Here is a 17,558-nt window from a genome sequence, read left to right as displayed (position 1 = left end):
GCCTCTCCCGGAAGGTCTGTGAGCATCACGAGTGTAGGCCTCCCCGGCGACGGGATCGGACCGCCACACCGGCGCCGGTGGCGAGTCGTGACCGGTGTTACTCCGGTGTACTCGAGGTGACCGGTGCGAGGCGTCCGCGTGCCGTGCGGGCCCGCAGGACGGCGTCGACGGTGAACACCGCCAGCGCGGTCCAGATCAGCCCGAATCCGATCCACCGCGAGGCCGGCATGTCCTCGTGCAGCACCAGCACGCCCCACGCCATCTGCAGGCCGGGGGTCAGGTACTGCAGCATGCCGAGGGTCACCAGCGGCACCCGCTGGGCGGCAGCCCCGAACAGCAGCAGCGGCAGCGCCGTGACGAGCCCGGCCGACACGAGCAGCAGCGAGTGCCCGGCCCCGTGGCCGGTGAAGGTGCCGGTGCCGGTGACGGCGAGGAAGACCAGGTAGCCCGCCGCGAAGGGCACGGCGACGATGCCCTCCCCCGTCAGCGACGTCCGCGGATCGAGCGGCACGATCTTCTTGACCACCCCGTACAGCGCGAACGAGAACGCCAGGGTCAGCGCGATCAGCGGCGGCCGGCCGTAGTCCACGGTGATCACCGCCACCGCGGCGGTCGCCACGAACAGGGCCGCGACCTGGGCGCGGCGCAGCCGCTCCCGGAAGAACAACACCCCGAACAGCACGCTGACCAGCGGGTTGATGAAGTAGCCCAGCGCGGTCTCGACCACCCGGCCCGACACGACGCCGTAGATGTACGTACCCCAGTTGACGGCGATGGCCACCGACGCCGCCGCGACCAGGGCCCACACCCGCACGCCCAGTCCCCGCAGCGAGCCGAGCCGGCCGAGCACGGCGAGCAGCAGCAGCATCGCCAGCAGCGTCCACAGCACCCGGTGGGCGAGGATCTCGACGGGTCCGGCGGGCTCGAGCAGCCCGAAGAACGCCGGGAAGAGTCCCCACGTCAGATAGGCGCCGAGCCCGCACACTATGCCGGCGTCGAAACGCGATGCGGTGCTGCTCACCGCTCAACGGTAGGGCCCGGTGGCGCGACCGCGCGCGCCGGGTGGATCAGAACGACACCGTCGGCGGCAGTTCCGTGCCCGCCGGAGCGGTGTAGAACTCGCGCTCGCGCACGCCCGCCGGTCCCGCGAAGAACATCCACGGGATCGTCTTCAGCGACGTGTTGAGCCGGCCCGCGGCGTCGTTGTAGTACTGGCGGGCGAAGGCGAGCTGGTCCTCGGTCTCGCCGAGCTGGCGCTGCAGATCCAGGAAGTTGGCCGAGGCCTTCAGGTCCGGGTAGTTCTCGGCGACGGCGAGCACGTCGAACACCGCCTTCTCGAGCCGGGCGTCGGCCTGGGCCTTCTCCGCGACCGTGCCACCGGAAGCCGCCCGCGACGCGGCGGTGCGGGCGGCGGTGACCTCCTCGAACACGCTCTTCTCGTGCGCCGCGTAGCCGCGCACCGTCGCCACGAGGTTCGGCACCAGGTCCGCGCGCCGGCTCAGTTGCACGTCGATGCCGCCGAGGGCCTCCTGGGCCAGCACGTCGGCGCGGCGCAGCCGGTTGAAACCGACCACGAACACGGCACCGAGCACCACCACCAGCACGACGACGATCACGATTGCGGTCACCATGGAGCCGCCCTCCTTCCGTAGCCCGGCACCGGTGCGGACGCGCCGGTGCCTCGTTCACCGCGGCGATCGGTCACCACGAGCCGCCGCCACCACCGCCGCCACCACCGCCCCCGCCCCCCGACGACGAGGACTGCGACGCGGTGTACGCGCCGATCGACGACGACAGGGCCGACTCGAAGCTGTCGAATCCCCCGGCCCCCGAGGCGAATCCGTGCACTCCGACCGGATACGGGTACCACGCCGGCGCCGGCGGCTCGGACCCGGTGACCGTGCGGTACTTCTCCGCCCACCGGTCGGCCACGCCGAACGCGACCGCGTGCGGAATGTAGCGGGTGTAGAGATCGCGTTCCGCCGAGAACCGATAGCGGTCCTCGCTCGACGGGGTCACGAGCATGCGCCGGAACCCACCGGCACGCGACCACATCTCGCGGCCCTTCGCGGTGCGCCGCGTCCCCGCCTCCGGCCGCAACAGCTCCCATCCGCCGAACACGAACGCCGCCGCCGGCAGGCCCCACATGCTCGGCCACACCGGCACGGCGAACCCGACCACCGCGAGGACCAGCGCCAGCACCACCGCCGCCTTGCCGAGACGCTCGCGGGTCGACGGGGCCACCAGTCCCTCGTTGCGGGCCCAGATCCGGCACTGCGACGCGAGCTCCGTCGTCGCCTTCGACAACCGTTCCCCCGCCGACTTCGAGCCGTCGGCCCGCAGCACCGCGCCCGGGTACGAGATCTGCAACGCGTCGCCGACCGCCCGCGTCACCGGGTCCGTCGCCGCCCACCGCTCGTCGGTGGCCACGCCGCGGACCTCCCACACGTCGGACTTCTTGCCGCTGCCGGCGGGGCGCAGCTCGACCAGTTCCTCCTCGGCGGCGTACAGCAGCGTCGCCGCGAGCGGCGCGGGCCCGGGCCGCTCGGAGGCGAGGTAGACGGTCTGCACCGGCCCGAAGCCGTCGGGCGGCGAGTACAGCACCGGCAGGCCCGGCTCGGGTTCGCGGGCTGTCCACGCCCACCGGGCCGCAACGGCGAACCCGAGCAGGCTCAGCATCGCGACCACCGCCACGATCGGCGCCGAGCGCCCGAGGATCGGATCCCAGGCGACCGGCCAGGGCACCGTGGCCCGGGCCGGGGCGTCGAGCCCGAGTCCGATGCGCACGTTCACCGCCGTGCGGGGTTCGAGCCCGGTCACGCCGACGGAGACGGTGTCGGTACCGGCCCCGCCGAGGGTGCAGTTCGCGCCCGACGCCGCACACTCGACCAGGCCGGACGCCGTGGGCAGGCGCACCGTGATGTCGGCCCGGTCGATGGCCATCTCCCACCCGCCGGGAACCACGCTCCAGTGGAACACCGAGCCGATCGGGGCGGCCGTCCCTGCGGCCGTGTCGAACGTCGCGGCGGCGCCGCCCGGCGGGTCGAGGACCCCCTCGGTCGTGTACTCGATGCGATAGGTGTGGGTGCCCGGCTCCAGGTACACGTCGGGATCCCCGATCTTCGCCACGACGAATCGGCGTCCCTGCCGCCAGCTCGTCTCGAACGGCTCGGGCGCGCCGTCCCGTTCGACAGAGACGATCTCGGGGATGTGGCGCACGTGCGGACCGGCGCCCGTGGTGACGTCCCAGTACCGGAAGATGCCGTGCCGGCCGGCCGGGAAGGCGACCGTGACGGTTTCGGTGGCGGTGAGCCCGCCGTCGGCGTCGACGGTGTAGTCGGCGGTGTAGTTCGTGATCCGCGCCGGATCCGACGCGGCGGATGCGTCGCCGGTGTCGAGTCCGGCGAGCAGCGGCCACAGCAGACCGGTCGCAGCGAGCAGCGCAACCAGGAGGTACCCCAGAACCCGTGCCACCGCGCCACCGTACCCACCGGCGAGGCGTCTGTCCCGCCGATACTGCGCGACCGGACCTCAGGGCTCGCCGTCGTCCGGTCCCGGAGCGACGACGTCGACGTGCTCGGGCAGCAGCGGGTTCACCGAGAACGCGCCGGCGACCGCGTCCGCGGGCAGCAGTTCGACGGCGCGGACGCCGGGGGCCGCGGCGAGCTCGGACGCCGCCGCCGGCGCGACGCGCACCACGACGCCGACGACGCAGGCGCACCCGTCCGCGAGGCGATCGGCCGAGACCGCGGCGACGCGCGCGGCCCGGTCGGTGCCGCCCGCCTGCCGTAGCCGGCCCGCCGCGACGGCGGGCGCACGCAGCAGCGCCTCCCGATGGGCGGGCACGGCGACCGCGACCAGCGGGGTCTGCACCCGCTCGATCGGGACGCGGAACAGCACCTGCGCGATGCGGGGGTCTCCCGGCAGCGCCGCCGCCTGCTCGACCGGCACCGGCGTCGCGTACGACACCAGGCCCCACCGCGGTTCGCCGGTGGCGGACTCGACGCTCGCCTGGGCGCGCGCGAGGTAGCCGGCGACCGCCTCGCCGTGGTCGGGGCCGAGGGTGTCGGTGCGCACGGTCGCCGTCCGGGCCGGCGCCAGCAGCCCGGCCGCGAGCACCGCCAGCAGCAGGGCCGCCGTCGCCGCCCAGGGCAGGGACACGCGCCGCACGGTCAGGCGCTGCGCAGCACGGCGAGCGCGTGCTCGAGGTCGGCCGGGTACTTGCTGGTGATCTCGATCCAGCGCCCGTCGGCGGGATGCGCGAAACCGAGCGACCGGGCGTGCAGCCACTGACGCTCGAGGCCGAGCCGCTCGGCCAGGCGCGGGTCGGCACCGTAGGTCAGGTCACCGCAGCAGGGGTGCCGCAGCGCGGAGAAGTGCACGCGGATCTGATGGGTGCGGCCGGTCTCGAGGTGGATGTCGAGCAGGCTCGCGGCCTGGAACGCCTCGATGGTGTCGTAGTGGGTGATGCTGGGCTTGCCGTCGGCGGTGACGGCGAACTTCCAGTCGCTGCTGCGATGCCGGCCGATCGGCGCGTCGATCGTGCCGCTGCTCGGATCGGGGTGCCCCTGCACGAGGGCGTGGTAGCGCTTGTCGATGGTGCGCTGCTTGAAGGCCCGCTTGAGCACCGTGTAGGCGCGCTCGGACGTCGCGACGACCATGACCCCGGACGTGCCGACGTCGAGGCGGTGGACGATGCCCTGCCGCTCGTGGGCGCCGGAGGTGGAGATGCGGAATCCGGCGGCCGCCAGTCCGCCGATCACGGTCGGCCCGGTCCAGCCGACGCTCGCGTGCGCCGCGACGCCTACGGGCTTGTCGACGGCGACGATGTCGTCGTCCGCATAGAGGATCTCCATGCCCTCCACGGGCGTCGCCTCGATGGTGAGGGGCCGGGGCGGCTCGGGCAGTTCCACCTCGAGCCAGGAACCGGCGGACAGGCGATCGGACTTGCCGGCGGCGGCACCGTCGACCAGGACGGCTCCCTCCTCGGTCAGGGCGGCGATCGCCGTGCGCGACAGGCCGAGCAGCCGTGCCAGGCCCGCGTCGACCCGCATCCCGTCGAGCCCGTCGGGGACGGGCATCGCCCGGGTTTCTCTCACTTGTGTGCTTCCTTTCTGCTGTCGGAGGAGCCGGTCTTCCGCGAGCCGTCCGGTTCGACGCCGAAGACGGTCAGCGCCACGAGCAGGATCGCGCCGCAGACGATGGCGGAATCGGCGACGTTGAATACCGGCCACCAGCCGACCGACACGAAGTCGACGACGTGTCCCTGCAGCGGACCCGGGGAACGGAAGATCCGGTCGACGAGATTACCCAGCGCGCCCCCGAGGACGAGCCCGAGTCCCAGGGCCCACCAGCCCGACCGCAGCGTGCGGCCGATCCTGATCACGCCCACCACGACGGCGACCGCGACCAGGGTCAGCAGCCACGTCATGCCGGTGGCCATCGAGAAGGCGGCGCCCGGGTTGCGCACCAACGTGAGCGTCACCGTGTCCCCGACGATCGAGACGGGATCGGCCGGATCGATGTAGTGGACGGCCAGCACCTTGGTGAGCAGGTCGAACCCGAAGATCACCGCGGCGAGGGCGAGCAGCTCGCGCAGCCGCCGGGCCGGCGCGGGCGCGTCCTTCGCCGGGGTTGCGGCCGACGACGACGCAACCGGGGGTTCCGCGACGGCGTCGGGGTGGGCATCGTGCTCGGTGGGGTCGTCGGTCACCCTGCCATCATCCCCCATCCGAGGAGCGCGACGGCCACCCCGCCCGCCGTGGCTACCCTGGGGTGCGTGCCTGTGCTGCCCAGATTCGCCCGCCCGAGGGCCCGCTCCCTCGGTGTGGCCCTGTCCCTGACCACCCTCCTCGCCGGGTGCGGCAACTCCGCCGACGGTGCCGCCCCCACGTCGACGGCGACCTCGACGGAGGTCACGGTGCCCGTCGCCGCGGTCACCGCGGTGGTCCTGGATCCGGGGGCCGCGCCGCGCAGCCGGATCCGCCTCACCCCACCCGTCGACACGAGCCAGCAGGTGGCGCTGACGACCGCCTCGCAGGTCTTCCAGTCGATCGGCGATCAGCCGGAACAGGACTTCTCCACTCCCGAACTGACATTGCCGCTCACCGCGAGGGTGAGCGAAGCCGTGTCGGACACCTCGCCGAGCAGCCTCGTGGACCTGCGGATCGACGACGCCACGTCGCCGGATGCGGCCCTCGCCGCGGCGCTCGGGCCCGCTCGGGGATCCGAGGCGGGACTGACGATGTCCCCGTCCGGCGCGGTGAGTGCGCTGCGACTCGATCCCACGTCGGACTCCGCGGACATCGCCCGATCGGCCATCGAGCAGGCCTTCTACCAGGCCGTGTACCGGATGGTGTCGTTCCCCGAGGAGGAGATCGGCGTGGGTGGGGTGTGGGAGATCCACCAACAGGTGATGAGCGGGATGGCGCTCGATCAGGTCGCCACCGCGAGCCTGCTCGAGCGGGACGGCGACCTGCTGACCGTGCACCTGCGCATCACCCAGACCCCGCGCGAGGCCACCTGGGCGCTGCCGAACGGGTCCGGTCGGCTGAACATCGACCGGTACGAGATGACCGGCGAAGGCACGATGACCATCGACCTCGGCCGGCCGCTCCCGATCGCCGGGGACCTCACGGTCGGCGGGGAGCAGGCGTACAGCGATCCCGCGGGCACCACCCGTCTGGCGCAGACCCTGGTGGACCGGGTGCGCTGGCAGTCCTGAGCGGACGGCGGACGGGCGGACGCAGCGGCGGCCGGGGCGGATCTCCGCCCCGGCCGCCGTGTCGGTCTACGTCAGGCGCAGGCCGGGGACTGCAGCTGAGCCGTCGCGACGATGGCGCAAGCGTTGTTCTTCGACAGCTTCCACACGCCGTTCTCGGCGACGAAGTCGACGGTGCCGACGGCGGGCTGCTGCGCACCGGCCAGCAGGGTCTCGATGCCGGCGGTGACCGTGCCGTTCTGGTTGTCGTTGACGTCCAGGACGGTGATCTGCGCGCCGGCCTGCTTGGCCGCGGCGGCGACCTGGTCGATCAGGGCCGGATCCTGCTCGGCGCCCTGCACGAGGTTCACCTTCTCCTCGGCCGGGACGGTCTCGTCGAACGCCTTGGCCAGCATGGCGTTGAGGTCCTCGACGGTCGGCACCGGCGGGTACTGCGCGGCGGCGGTCGTGGTGCTGGTGGTGGTCTTCGCCGAGGTCGAGGTCGAGCTACCTCCGTCGTCCGAGCTGCAGGCGGACATCGTGAGGGCGGCGGCCAGAGCCACCGTGGCGACAGTGATCTTGCGAAGCTTCAACTTCTCGTCCTTCTCGTTCTCGATCGTGCACGGGTATACCGTGCTCGGTTCATCCAGCAGCGGATGCTCCACCGGGACAGCGGATCGCCCGTAAGCGTACCCGGCGGTAGTAAGAAGACCGTGAGAGCGGCGGGGGCCCGCGCGCTCACCCGAGGCCGGCGAGCGGATCGCCCTCGGAGAGGGCGGGATCGTTCTCGTCGAGGGTGCGGGCCGGCCCCGGGCCGGTCGAGCGCGTCTCGAAGCGGATCGTCACCACGCCGTGCCCGGCGCCCTGCACCCAGCCGTGTCCGAACTCCGGATGCCGCACGTCCGTGCCGGGACGCCACCGCTGTCCCGCCACCGTCGTGACGTGCTCCGGCCCGGCCTCCGGCGACGACTCCACCGGGTCCTCCGGGGGCTGCTCGAGCTCGGGGAACAGCGAGTCCTGCCGGATGCTGGACAGGCCGGCGAGGCCGACGCCGACGAGGCGGATCGGGCCGATCTCGAGCGGATCGAGCGCCAGCCGCTGCGCCGCCGCCGTGAGCGTCGCCACATCCTCGGTGGCGTACGGCAGCGTCGACGAGCGGGTGAGGATGCTCATGTCGGACTTGCGCAGCTTGAGCACGACGGTCCGGGCGGCCCGGCCGTCGCGCCGCAACCGGCGATGCGCTGCGGCGGCGCTGCCGGTGACGGCACGTCGCAGCTCGGCGAGGGTGACGATGTCCGTCGGGAACGTCGTCTCGGCGCTGACCTGCTTGGCGTCGGCGCGTTCGACGACCGGTCGATCGTCGCGCCCGTTGGCGAGCCGGTGCAGCGCCGGGCCCACCGTGGCGCCCAGGATCGAGGCCGCCTCCGGGACCGGCAGCGCCGCGAGGTCACCGATCGTGTCGATGCCCAGACGCCGCAGGCGCTCCTCCGACACCGGTCCGATCCCCCACAGCTTGCGCACCGGCAGGCCGTGCAGCAGCGCCAGCTCCTCCTCGGGCCGCACGACGAGCGCTCCGTCGGGCTTGGCGAGGCCGGAGGCGATCTTGGCGATCTGCTTGCCGGAGCCGGCGCCGATGGACGCGACGAGGCCGGTTCGGGCCCGCACCTCGTCGCGCAGCCGCGCACAGAACCCTTCCACGTCGTGGTGGGCGGCGCCGGCGAGCTCGGCGGGTTCGGCGAACGCCTCGTCGAGCGACAGCGTCTCGAGCACGGGGATCCGCTCGCGCAGCACGTCGAACACGGTCTGGCTGAGCGCCTGGTACAGCACCCCGCGCGGCGGCAGCACCACCGCCGCGGGCCCGACCAGCCGGCGGGCCCGGCTCATCGGCATCGCCGACCGGGCCCCGAAGACGCGGGCTTCGTAGCTGGCCCCGGCGACGACGCCGCGCGCACCGAGGCCGCCGACGAGCACCGGCCGACCCCGGAGGGTCGGCCGGGTCAGTTGTTCGGCGGAGGCGAAGAAGGCGTCCAGGTCCAGGTGCAGCACCCAGCGCCGACCGCTCGGATTCACCACGGCGGGCACCCGGGCATCCTCGCCCCTGGCACCGACATCACGCCCGCACCGGCGTCACCGCCGTCGTGGCCGCGCCGCGCGCCCCGGTCACCGGGACGCTCATGCCTTGACGATCGCCGCGCGCACTCCTTCACCGAGCTCGAGCGCCCCGTCCCCGGCGGGCGCGAGTTCGAAGCTGGTGGCCAGCACCTCCGAGGCGATGAGCTCGCGGTGCCGCAGTGCCCAGTCGGCGCGGTCGGCCGGCACCTCGAACACGACGGAGATGCGGTCCGAGACATCCAGGCCCAGGTTGCGGCGCGCGTCCTGCAACTCGCGGATCCGGTCCTTCGCCCAGCCCTCGGCCTCGAGCTCCTCGGTGACCGTGGAGTCCAGCACCACCAGGCCGGCGCCGCCGGGCAGCGCGGCCGTCGACTCCGGCTCCGCCGCGACCAGGCGGGTGGTGTACTCCTCCGGCAGCAGCGCGATACCGGCGGCCGTGACGGTGCCGTCGCCCGCCTCGGACCAGTCCCCGGCCTTGACGGCCCTGATCACCGTCTGCACGTCCTTGCCGAGGCGCGGTCCCGCCGCCCGGGCGTTGACGACCAGCTCGAAGCGGCCGTGCGCATCGACGTCCTCGGTCAGCTCGACCGACTTGACGTTGACCTCGTCCTGGACGAGCTCGGCGAACGGCTGCAGCCGGTGCGCCTCGGGGGCGGCGACGGTGACCTGCGGGAGCGGCAGCCGCACGCGCAGCTTCTGGGCCTTGCGCAGCGAGAGCACCGTCGAGCACACCGAGCGGACCTCGTCCATCGACTCGACCAGGGCCGGGTCGGCCGGCAGGTCCCCGGCGGCCGGCCAGTCCGCCAGATGCACGGAGCGGCCGCCGGTCAGGCCGCGCCAGATCACCTCGGTGACCAGCGGCAGCATGGGGGCGGCGAGGCGGCTGACGACCTCGAGCACGGTGTGCAGGGTGTCGATCGCGTCGGCGTCCTCGTCCCAGAACCGGCTGCGGGAGCGGCGCACGTACCAGTTGGTGAGGGCGTCGCTGAAGGTACGCAGCTCGTCGCATGCTCCGGCGATGTCGATCACCTCGAGCGCGTCGGTGATGGCGTCGCGGGTGGCGGCGAGCTTGGCCAGGATGTACCGGTCGAGCACGTGCGGCGAGTCGGTGCGCCACGTGCCGGGCTTGGACGCGTACAGCTGCAGGAAGCTCCACGCGTTCCACAGCGGCAGCAGCGCCTGCCGGACGCCCTCGCGGATGCCCTGCTCGGTGACGACGAGGTTGCCGCCGCGCAGGATGGGCGAGGACATCAGGAACCAGCGCATGGCGTCGGAGCCGTCGCGGGCGAACACCTCGTTGACGTCGGGGTAGTTGCCCTTGGACTTGCTCATCTTCAGCCCGTCGTCGCCCAGCACGATGCCGTGGGCCGCGACGGTCTTGAAGGCGGGGCGGTCGAACAGCGCGGTGGCGAGCACGTGCAGGGTGTAGAACCAGCCGCGGGTCTGCCCGTTGTACTCGACGATGAAGTCGCCGGGATAGTGCGAGTCGAACCATTCGGTGTTCTCGAACGGATAGTGCACCTGGGCGAACGGCATCGACCCCGACTCGAACCAGCAGTCGAGCACCTCGGGGACGCGGCGCATCGTCGACTTCCCGGTCGGGTCGTCCGGGTTGGGGCGGGTCAGCTCGTCGATCATCGGCCGGTGCAGGTCGCTCGGCCGCACCCCGAAGTCGCGTTCGAGGTCGTCGAGGGAGCCGTACACGTCGACGCGCGGGTAGGCCGGATCGTCCGAGACCCACACGGGGATGGGGCTGCCCCAGTAGCGGTTCCGGCTGATGTTCCAGTCGCGGGCACCCTCGAGCCACTTGCCGAACTGGCCGTCGCGGATATGCTCGGGCACCCAGGTGATCTGCTGGTTCAGCTCCACCATGCGGTCCCGGAACCGGGTCACGGCGACGAACCACGACGGGACCGCCATGTAGATCAGCGGCCGGCCGGACCGCCACGAGTGCGGGTAGGAGTGCTCGATCGTCTCGTGCCGCAACAGTTTTCCGGCGGCCTTGAGGTCCTTGATGATCACCGGGTTGGCGTCGAAGACCTGCAGGCCCTCGTAGGGCGGAACGAGGGCGGTGAACTTTCCGCCCGGATCGAGCGGCTGCACCAGCTCGATGCCGTTGCGCTGGCAGTACTCCATGTCCTCTTCACCGAAGGCCGGTGCCAGGTGGACGATTCCGGTGCCGGAGTCGGTGGTGACGTAGTCGGCCGCGATGACCCGGTGGGCGTTCTCCCGGCCCACGAAGAAGTCGAACGGCGGCTCGTAGGCCAGGCCGACGAGGTCCGCGCCGGTGTACCGGCCCAGCACCTCGGGTTCGTCGCCGAACTCGCGGGCGTAGTGGCCGAGGCGGTCCTCCGCGAGCACGTACGTCTTCGCGTCGGCACCCTCGCCCACGCGGACAGCGACGTAGGTGATGTCGGGGTGCACCGCGATCGCGAGGTTGGACGGCAGCGTCCACGGCGTCGTGGTCCAGATCAGGGCGTTGGCGCCGTCGAGTTCGCTGTCCGGTGCGCGCACCACCATGTCGACGGTGACGGCCGGGTCCTGACGCATCTTGTAGGCGTCGTCGAGCCGGGTCTCCTGGTTCGACAGCGGGGTCTGCTCGTACCACGAGTACGGCAGCACCCGGAAGCCCTGGTAGATCAGGCCCTTGTCGTAGAGCTGCTTGAAGGCCCACATGACCGACTCCATGAAGTCGAGGTCCAGGGTCTTGTAGTCGTTGTCGAAGTCCACCCAGCGGGCCTGCCGGGTGACGTAGTCGCGCCATTCCCCGGTGTACCGCAGCACCGACGTCTTGCAGTAGGCGTTGAACTCGGCCAGCCCCATCGTGTCGATCTCGGACTTGTCCTTGATCCCGAGCTGCTTCTCCGCCTCGAGCTCGGCGGGCAGGCCGTGACAGTCCCAGCCGAAGCGCCGCTCGACCTTCTTGCCACGCATCGTCTGGAAGCGCGGGATGAGGTCCTTGACGTAGCCGGTGAGCAGGTGCCCGTAGTGGGGCAGGCCGTTCGCGAAGGGCGGGCCGTCGTAGAAGACGAACTCGTCGGCGCCGTCGCGATTGGCGACCGAGGCGCGGAAGGTGTCGTCCTTCGCCCACCCGTCGAGGACCTTCACCTCGAGCTCGGGGAAGTCGACGCCCGAGTCCTTGGCGACCCCGTAGTCGACGCGCGGGTATCCGCCGGTCGGTGCGTCGGGGGCCTGCGGGCGGTCGGGGGTGCTCTTCGTCACAGCGTGACTCCTCGTGCCTAGACGTGTCCGGCACGGGGACGATCGCCGCGCCCTGTGCGCCGGCAACCGCGGTACCACCCCGCTTGCACCGTCCCCCCGGGCTCTGCCGGCCGGACGGGCCTCTCGTTCGGGCTGTGACGGGCCCACCCGTTCGGTTCTACTGAGTCGTGCCGGTCGGCACGGCCGTTCTTCCGAAGGCTCCCCGGTGATGGCCGGATCGACGCCGTCCCCGGCGGCTGCCGGGGGAAAGCACTGCAGACTCTCCTCGAACTATTCTATGCCGCCGCGCTCACTCGCTTGCATCGCGTCCCTCGCGGCGCCGTCTCGGCTCGGATCCCGTCGTCGTCGGGGGCGCGGTCCGCTTGCCACTCAATGCGCTGACCAGCAACAGGACCGCGCCCACCACACACACGACGATGCAACCCCAGGCCCACAGCACGGACCCCGTCATGAGGGCCACGACGAGCATGCCGAAGCCGACGGCTGCAAGGACGAGAGTCACCACCAGCACGGCGCACCCTCATCGGAACCCGGCCATCGGACCGCCGCCTCGATCAGCTGTTGCCCTTGGCGAAGGACGTGGAACCGAACGAGGAGTTCGACTGGTTGAACGCCTCCTGGCCACCGTCGACCGGCACGGCGGAACCGCGCTGTTCGAGTTCCTCGAGCTGAGATTCGAGGTAGGACTTCAGGCGCACCCGGTACTCGCGCTCGAAGGTCTTGAGCTGCTCGATGCGGCCCTCGAGCACCGAACGCTGCTGGTTGATCGTCGCCATGATTTCGGTGTGCTTCTTCTCGGCGTCCGCCTGCAGCGCGTCGGCCTTCTCCTTGGCCTGGCGCAGCTGCGTCTCGGAGCGGGTGCGGGCGTCGGCGAGCATCGCCTCGGACTTCTGCCGCGCGTCGGCGATCATCGCCTCGCTGCGGGTGCGCGCATCGGAGATGAGCTGCTCGGAATTGGTGCGGGCGTTGCGCAGCAGCTCCTCGGCCTCGGCCTTGGCGTCGCCGGTGAGACGGTCCGCCATCTCCTGGGCCAGGCCCAGAACCTTGGCGGCCTGCATGCTCGCGTCTCCGGAGGCCGGTGCGGCCGCAACCGGTGCGGGGGCCGGCGCGGGAGCCGGCGCCGGAGCGGGTTCCGGCGGCTTCGGCGCCTCGACGACGCGAGCGGGTTCCGGTTTGGCCGGCTGGGCCGGTGCCGCCGCCGCGCCGGGACGGGCACCCTTCTTGGCCTCGGCGAGTTCCTGATCGAGCTCGGCCACCCGCTGCCGCAGGTCGGCGTTCTCCTCGATCAGGTGGGTCAGTTCCTGCTCGACGAGATCCAGGAACGCGTCGACCTCGTCCTCGTTGTAGCCACGCTTTCCGATCGGCGGCTTGCTGAACGCGACATTGTGCACATCAGCTGGGGTCAGCGGCATGGAAGGATCCCTTCACGCGTCGTGTGAGCGGTCAAGCAAGCATTCAGTTATATCCACAGTGCGTCACGCGTATCAAACTCACTGTAACTGGCACCCCATTCTGGCACAGGGCGGCTTTCGCGCGGATCGTCCGAGCAGGTGTCGGCTGTCAGAGCGTCCCACCTCGGGGAATGAACGCCATCAGGAAGTAGACGATGAACAGCAGCACCATGATGGACAGATCCAGTCGCACTCCCCCGAGATTCAGCGGAGGAATGAGCCGGCGCAGTAGTTTCACCGGCGGATCGGTGACCGTGAAGATTGCTTCGAGAACGACGACGACGAATCCCGTCGGCTTCCAGTCCCGCGCGAACGTCCGGATGAACTCGACAATGATCCGGCCGATCAGCAGCAGCCAGAAAATGAACAGCAGGAACCAGAGCACCTCGAATACGGCCACCCGCCCACTCTGCCCGACGACGGCGGATCGAGCCAAACCGAAACGCCCGGCGTCCGGTGTTGTACACCGGGCACCGGGCGTCGACCGTGCCGGAACCGCCGCTGCGGGTTCAGGTCACTGCTGGTTGTAGAACCCCGTCTCCGCGATCCGGCGGCGCTCCTCGGCGGAGACGTCGATGTCCGCCGGGGAGAGCAGGAACACCTTGGTGGCGACCTTGTCGAACGAGCCGCGCAGCGCGAAGGCCAGCCCGGCGGCGAAGTCGACGAGCCGTTTGGCGTCGGCGTTGCTCATCTCCACCAGGTCCATGATCACCGGGGTGCCGTCGCGGAACCGCTCGCCGATGGTGCGGGCCTCGCCGTAGTCCCGGGGACGCAGCGTGGTGATCTTCGACAACGGGCCTCCCTCGTCGAACAGTGCGCCGCGACGGGCCTCGGACCGTTCGAGCCGGCCCTCGGAACCGAGCGACGACCGCGCGGCGGCGCGGGCCGGCGGCGGGGTCGGGCGCGGCGCGCGGGCCGTGATCGGCTCCACGCGGGCCGCCCGTACGGGGGGCTCGTAGCGATCGAAGCCGTCCGGTTCGAAGTCGCGGCCGGCGTCCTCCCGGCGGGCCGCCTTGTACTCGTCGCGGTGCGACGGGCCGTAACCACCGCCGGCGTACGGCGGCTCGTCGTACTCCCGGTCGCGCTCACGGCGGGCGCTCGCGGGGTCGTCGAGGTAGTCGTCCTCGTATTCCTCGAGCGGCACCATCCCGAAGTACGCCTTGAACTTGTGGAGTGAGCTCATGGATCAACCTTCCTCGCGCGGCGGTCGACACTCAGGCTAACGGCCGCGAGCCCAACACCGCGGTTCCGACACGCACGCATGTCGAACCCCATCGCACCGCCGCCTCGAGGTCGCCGGACATCCCGGCCGACAGTTCGGTGGCCTCGGGATGATCGGAGCGCAGCCCGCTGTGGAGCCCGGCGAGCCGTTCGAATGCGGCGTCCGGGTCCCACCCCAGCGGCGGCACCGCCATCAGGCCCCGCAACTCGAGTCCGCCGGCCCCGGCGACCTCGTCCGCGAGTGCGGGCAGGTCCACGGCGCTCACCCCGCCCCGCTGCGGATCGTCGTCGAGGCTGACCTGCAGCAGCACCCGTACGGGCGTCTCGCGGTCGCCGGAGTCCTGCGCGGCCTGCGCACCGGCGTCCAGTGCGTGCGCCAACCGGACGCTGTCGACCGAGTGCACGGTGTGGGCCCAGCGGGCGACGGCACGCGCCTTGTTGCGCTGCAGCCGGCCGATCATGTGCCATGCGACAGCGGGATCGGTTGTACGCGAACGGAATTCGGAAACCTTCGCGGCAGCCTCCTGTTCGCGGGATTCGCCGAAGGCCCGGCACCCGAGCCCGTAGAGGATCTCCACGTCGGAGACCGGGAAGAACTTCGTCACCGGCAGCAGTGCGATCTCCGCCGGGTCGCGGCCGGCGGCCCGGGCCGCGGCGTCGAGCCGCTCGCGTGCCCGCTGCAGCCCGTCCGCGATCTCGGCGCGCCGTGCGCCGGGATCCGGTGCGCTCACCGGCCACCTCCGGCACCGGTGGCCGATACGGCCTCGAGCCAGATCACCGCCGCCAACCGCCCGGTCGGCGCCTGACGGCGATGACTGAACAACGTCGGATCCTCGATGGTGCACCGGGGATCCTCCGCGACCGCCACGACGCCGTGCGCGAGCAGTTGCCGTCGCAGCCCCGCGCGCAGGTCCAGCCCGGGCGTGCCCCGCACGGTGCGGGTGGCGCTGCCGGGCAGGTGCGCCTCCACGTCGGCCTGCATCGCGGCGGGCACCTCGTACCGGCGTCCGCTCGCGGCGGGCCCGAGGAACGCGCCGATGTGCTCACGGTGCGCACCGAGCTCGACCATCGTGTCCAGGACGCGGGGAACGATGCCCACGCGGGCGCCGATCCGGCCCGCGTGCACCGCGGCGATCACGCCCGCTTCCTCGTCCGACAGCAGCACCGGCACACAGTCCGCGCTCAGCGTGACGAGCGCGAGGCCGGGCTCGCGCGTGACCAGGGCGTCGGTCGCGGGCACCGGGCCGTCGACCGGGCCGTCCACGACGGTGACGTTGCGGCCGTGGATCTGCTCCATCCACACCAGCCGCTCGTAGGGCTGCCCGATCGCCGCGGCGAGGCGGCGCCGGTTCGCCTCGACCGCCACCGGGTCGTCACCGACGTGGTCACCGAGATTGAACGAGTCGTAGGGCGGGGCGGAGACGCCGCCGGCGCGGGTGGTGACGACCCGCCGCGCCCGGAGAACCGACTGTGCCACCGTCACCGGCGCATGAAGATCGGCACGTCGACGTCGTCGTCGCCGTCCTCGTCGACCTCCACCGGCCGGGCCGGCTGCGCAGACCCGATCGGCGGCAGCGAACTGCCCGCGACGGGCTGCTGCTCGCGCGCCGGCATCTCCTCGGCCCGCTCCCGCTCCGGGCGGCCGACGTCGCCGGCACGTCCCGCGCCGATGCTGCCGCCGCGCGTTGCGGTGGTCGGCGGGGCCGATTCGACGGGACGCCGCGCCGGGGTGCCGCCGTCGAACCCGGCCGCGATGACGGTGACGCGCACCTCGTCGCCCAGGGAATCGTCGATGACGGTGCCGAAGATGATGTTCGCGTCGATGTGGGCGGCCTCCTGCACCAGCGAAGCCGCCTCGTTGATCTCGAACAGGCCGAGGTCGGAGCCGCCGGCGATGGACAGCAGCACGCCGCGCGCGCCTTCCATCGACGCCTCGAGCAGCGGCGAGTTGATCGCCGCCTCGGCGGCCTTGATGGCCCTGCCCTCACCGCGGGAGGAACCGATGCCCATCAGCGCGCTGCCGGCGCCGGACATCACGCCCTTGACGTCGGCGAAGTCGACGTTGATCAGGCCGGGGGTGGTGATGAGGTCGGTGATGCCCTGCACACCGTTGAGCAGCACCTCGTCGGCGGAGCGGAACGCGTCCATGAGGCTGACGGCGGCGTCGCCGAGCTGCAGCAGCCGGTCGTTGGGGATGACGATGAGGGTGTCGCAGGACTCGCGCAGGGTCTGGATGCCCGTGTCGGCCTGGCCGCCGCGGCGCTTGCCCTCGAACGAGAACGGCCGTGTGACGACGCCGACGGTCAGCGCACCGAGCTTGCGGGCGATGCTCGCGACCACGGGCGCGCCGCCGGTGCCGGTCCCGCCGCCCTCACCGGCGGTGACGAAGACCATGTCGGCGCCCTTGAGCACCTCTTCGATCTCGTCCTTGTGGTCCTCGGCGGCCTTGCGGCCGACCTCGGGATCCGCGCCGGCGCCGAGCCCCCGGGTGAGTTCACGGCCGACGTCGAGCTTGACGTCGGCGTCGGACATGAGCAGGGCCTGTGCGTCGGTGTTCACCGCGATGAACTCGACTCCCTTGAGTCCCTGTTCGATCATGCGGTTGACCGCGTTCACGCCGCCACCGCCGATACCGACGACCTTGATTACGGCGAGGTAGTTGTGCGGGGGCGTCATGGGCTCTCGCCTTCCTGAGAAATCGGTCACGCTTCGATCATCATCGGGTGAGGTACGGACAAACCCTCAACCACAGGTCGATGGTTATGTCAAGTATCTCGACTGCTGCGAAACGCTATGGCACGGTGGCGGCGATCCGCCAGCAGGCGCGCCGACGGCGGTCACGATTTTCGTCC

17 protein-coding genes are annotated in these 17,558 nt (G+C 71.7%); 1 reads left to right on the top strand and 16 read right to left on the bottom strand.

Annotated elements, in window-relative coordinates; genetic code table 11:
* Positions 1-97 precede the first annotated feature (97 nt).
* The 6 genes from rarD to lspA all read right to left on the bottom strand — a co-directional run bounded on the left by rarD (position 98) and on the right by lspA (position 5,713).
* Positions 98-1,021, bottom strand: coding sequence for an EamA family transporter RarD (rarD, locus tag ACWPOB_RS05740; protein ID WP_100056244.1), 924 nt, complete (start codon positions 1,019-1,021; stop codon positions 98-100).
* A 46-nt stretch (positions 1,022-1,067) separates the two neighbouring features.
* Positions 1,068-1,631, bottom strand: a complete 564-nt coding sequence (locus ACWPOB_RS05735) for a LemA family protein (RefSeq protein WP_100056243.1) — start codon at positions 1,629-1,631, stop codon at positions 1,068-1,070.
* Between the two features lie 70 nt (positions 1,632-1,701).
* Complete coding sequence (locus ACWPOB_RS05730) at positions 1,702-3,474, bottom strand: DUF2207 domain-containing protein (protein ID WP_455400183.1); 1,773 nt, start codon at positions 3,472-3,474, stop codon at positions 1,702-1,704.
* A 57-nt stretch (positions 3,475-3,531) separates the two neighbouring features.
* The gene (locus ACWPOB_RS05725; RefSeq protein WP_455400182.1) at positions 3,532-4,161 is read right to left on the bottom strand and encodes a hypothetical protein; all 630 of its coding nucleotides are present in this window, start codon (positions 4,159-4,161) and stop codon (positions 3,532-3,534) included.
* An 11-nt stretch (positions 4,162-4,172) separates the two neighbouring features.
* Entirely contained in the window at positions 4,173-5,081 is a 909-nt protein-coding gene (locus ACWPOB_RS05720; protein WP_174824791.1) for an RluA family pseudouridine synthase, read from the bottom strand.
* A gap of 14 nt (positions 5,082-5,095) precedes the next feature.
* On the bottom strand, positions 5,096-5,713 hold the full coding sequence (gene lspA, locus ACWPOB_RS05715) for a signal peptidase II (protein ID WP_455400181.1): 618 nt from the start codon (positions 5,711-5,713) through the stop codon (positions 5,096-5,098).
* A gap of 66 nt (positions 5,714-5,779) precedes the next feature.
* Between lspA and ACWPOB_RS05710 the strand changes: the two genes are divergently transcribed.
* Entirely contained in the window at positions 5,780-6,724 is a 945-nt protein-coding gene (locus ACWPOB_RS05710) for a hypothetical protein (protein ID WP_455400180.1), read from the top strand.
* 71 nt (positions 6,725-6,795) lie between these two features.
* Here ACWPOB_RS05710 and ACWPOB_RS05705 read toward each other — a convergent pair whose 3' ends face one another.
* The 10 genes from ACWPOB_RS05705 to ftsZ form a co-directional block, all read right to left on the bottom strand.
* A complete protein-coding gene (locus ACWPOB_RS05705; RefSeq protein ID WP_029544171.1) occupies positions 6,796-7,293 on the bottom strand; it encodes a hypothetical protein in 498 nt (165 codons plus the stop codon).
* Between the two features lie 145 nt (positions 7,294-7,438).
* A complete protein-coding gene (locus tag ACWPOB_RS05700; RefSeq protein ID WP_455400205.1) occupies positions 7,439-8,746 on the bottom strand; it encodes a DNA polymerase IV in 1,308 nt (435 codons plus the stop codon).
* Between the two features lie 126 nt (positions 8,747-8,872).
* On the bottom strand, positions 8,873-12,034 hold the full coding sequence (gene ileS / locus ACWPOB_RS05695; protein ID WP_455400179.1) for an isoleucine--tRNA ligase: 3,162 nt from the start codon (positions 12,032-12,034) through the stop codon (positions 8,873-8,875).
* 289 nt (positions 12,035-12,323) lie between these two features.
* Positions 12,324-12,545, bottom strand: coding sequence for a hypothetical protein (locus ACWPOB_RS05690; RefSeq protein ID WP_100058382.1), 222 nt, complete (start codon positions 12,543-12,545; stop codon positions 12,324-12,326).
* A gap of 43 nt (positions 12,546-12,588) precedes the next feature.
* A complete protein-coding gene (gene wag31, locus ACWPOB_RS05685; RefSeq protein ID WP_455400178.1) occupies positions 12,589-13,446 on the bottom strand; it encodes a DivIVA-like cell division protein Wag31 in 858 nt (285 codons plus the stop codon).
* 148 nt (positions 13,447-13,594) lie between these two features.
* Positions 13,595-13,885, bottom strand: a complete 291-nt coding sequence (locus ACWPOB_RS05680; RefSeq protein ID WP_003938221.1) for a YggT family protein — start codon at positions 13,883-13,885, stop codon at positions 13,595-13,597.
* A gap of 114 nt (positions 13,886-13,999) precedes the next feature.
* Positions 14,000-14,668, bottom strand: a complete 669-nt coding sequence (locus tag ACWPOB_RS05675; RefSeq protein WP_006933414.1) for a cell division protein SepF — start codon at positions 14,666-14,668, stop codon at positions 14,000-14,002.
* Between the two features lie 31 nt (positions 14,669-14,699).
* Positions 14,700-15,437 carry a YggS family pyridoxal phosphate-dependent enzyme gene (locus tag ACWPOB_RS05670; RefSeq protein WP_455400177.1) on the bottom strand — a complete coding sequence of 246 codons (738 nt, stop codon included), beginning with the start codon at positions 15,435-15,437 and terminating at the stop codon, positions 14,700-14,702.
* Positions 15,434-16,189: a peptidoglycan editing factor PgeF gene (gene pgeF, locus ACWPOB_RS05665; protein ID WP_455400176.1), complete on the bottom strand. Its 756-nt coding sequence runs from the start codon at positions 16,187-16,189 to the stop codon at positions 15,434-15,436. The genes ACWPOB_RS05670 and pgeF overlap by 4 nt, the downstream gene beginning before the upstream one ends.
* On the bottom strand, positions 16,186-17,382 hold the full coding sequence (gene ftsZ, locus ACWPOB_RS05660) for a cell division protein FtsZ (protein ID WP_455400175.1): 1,197 nt from the start codon (positions 17,380-17,382) through the stop codon (positions 16,186-16,188). Before ftsZ ends, pgeF begins: the two co-directional genes overlap by 4 nt.
* Positions 17,383-17,558 lie beyond the last annotated feature (176 nt).

This window comes from Rhodococcus sp. 2H158 (assembly GCF_053764755.1).
This window is presented reverse-complemented; position numbering and strand designations above follow the sequence as displayed.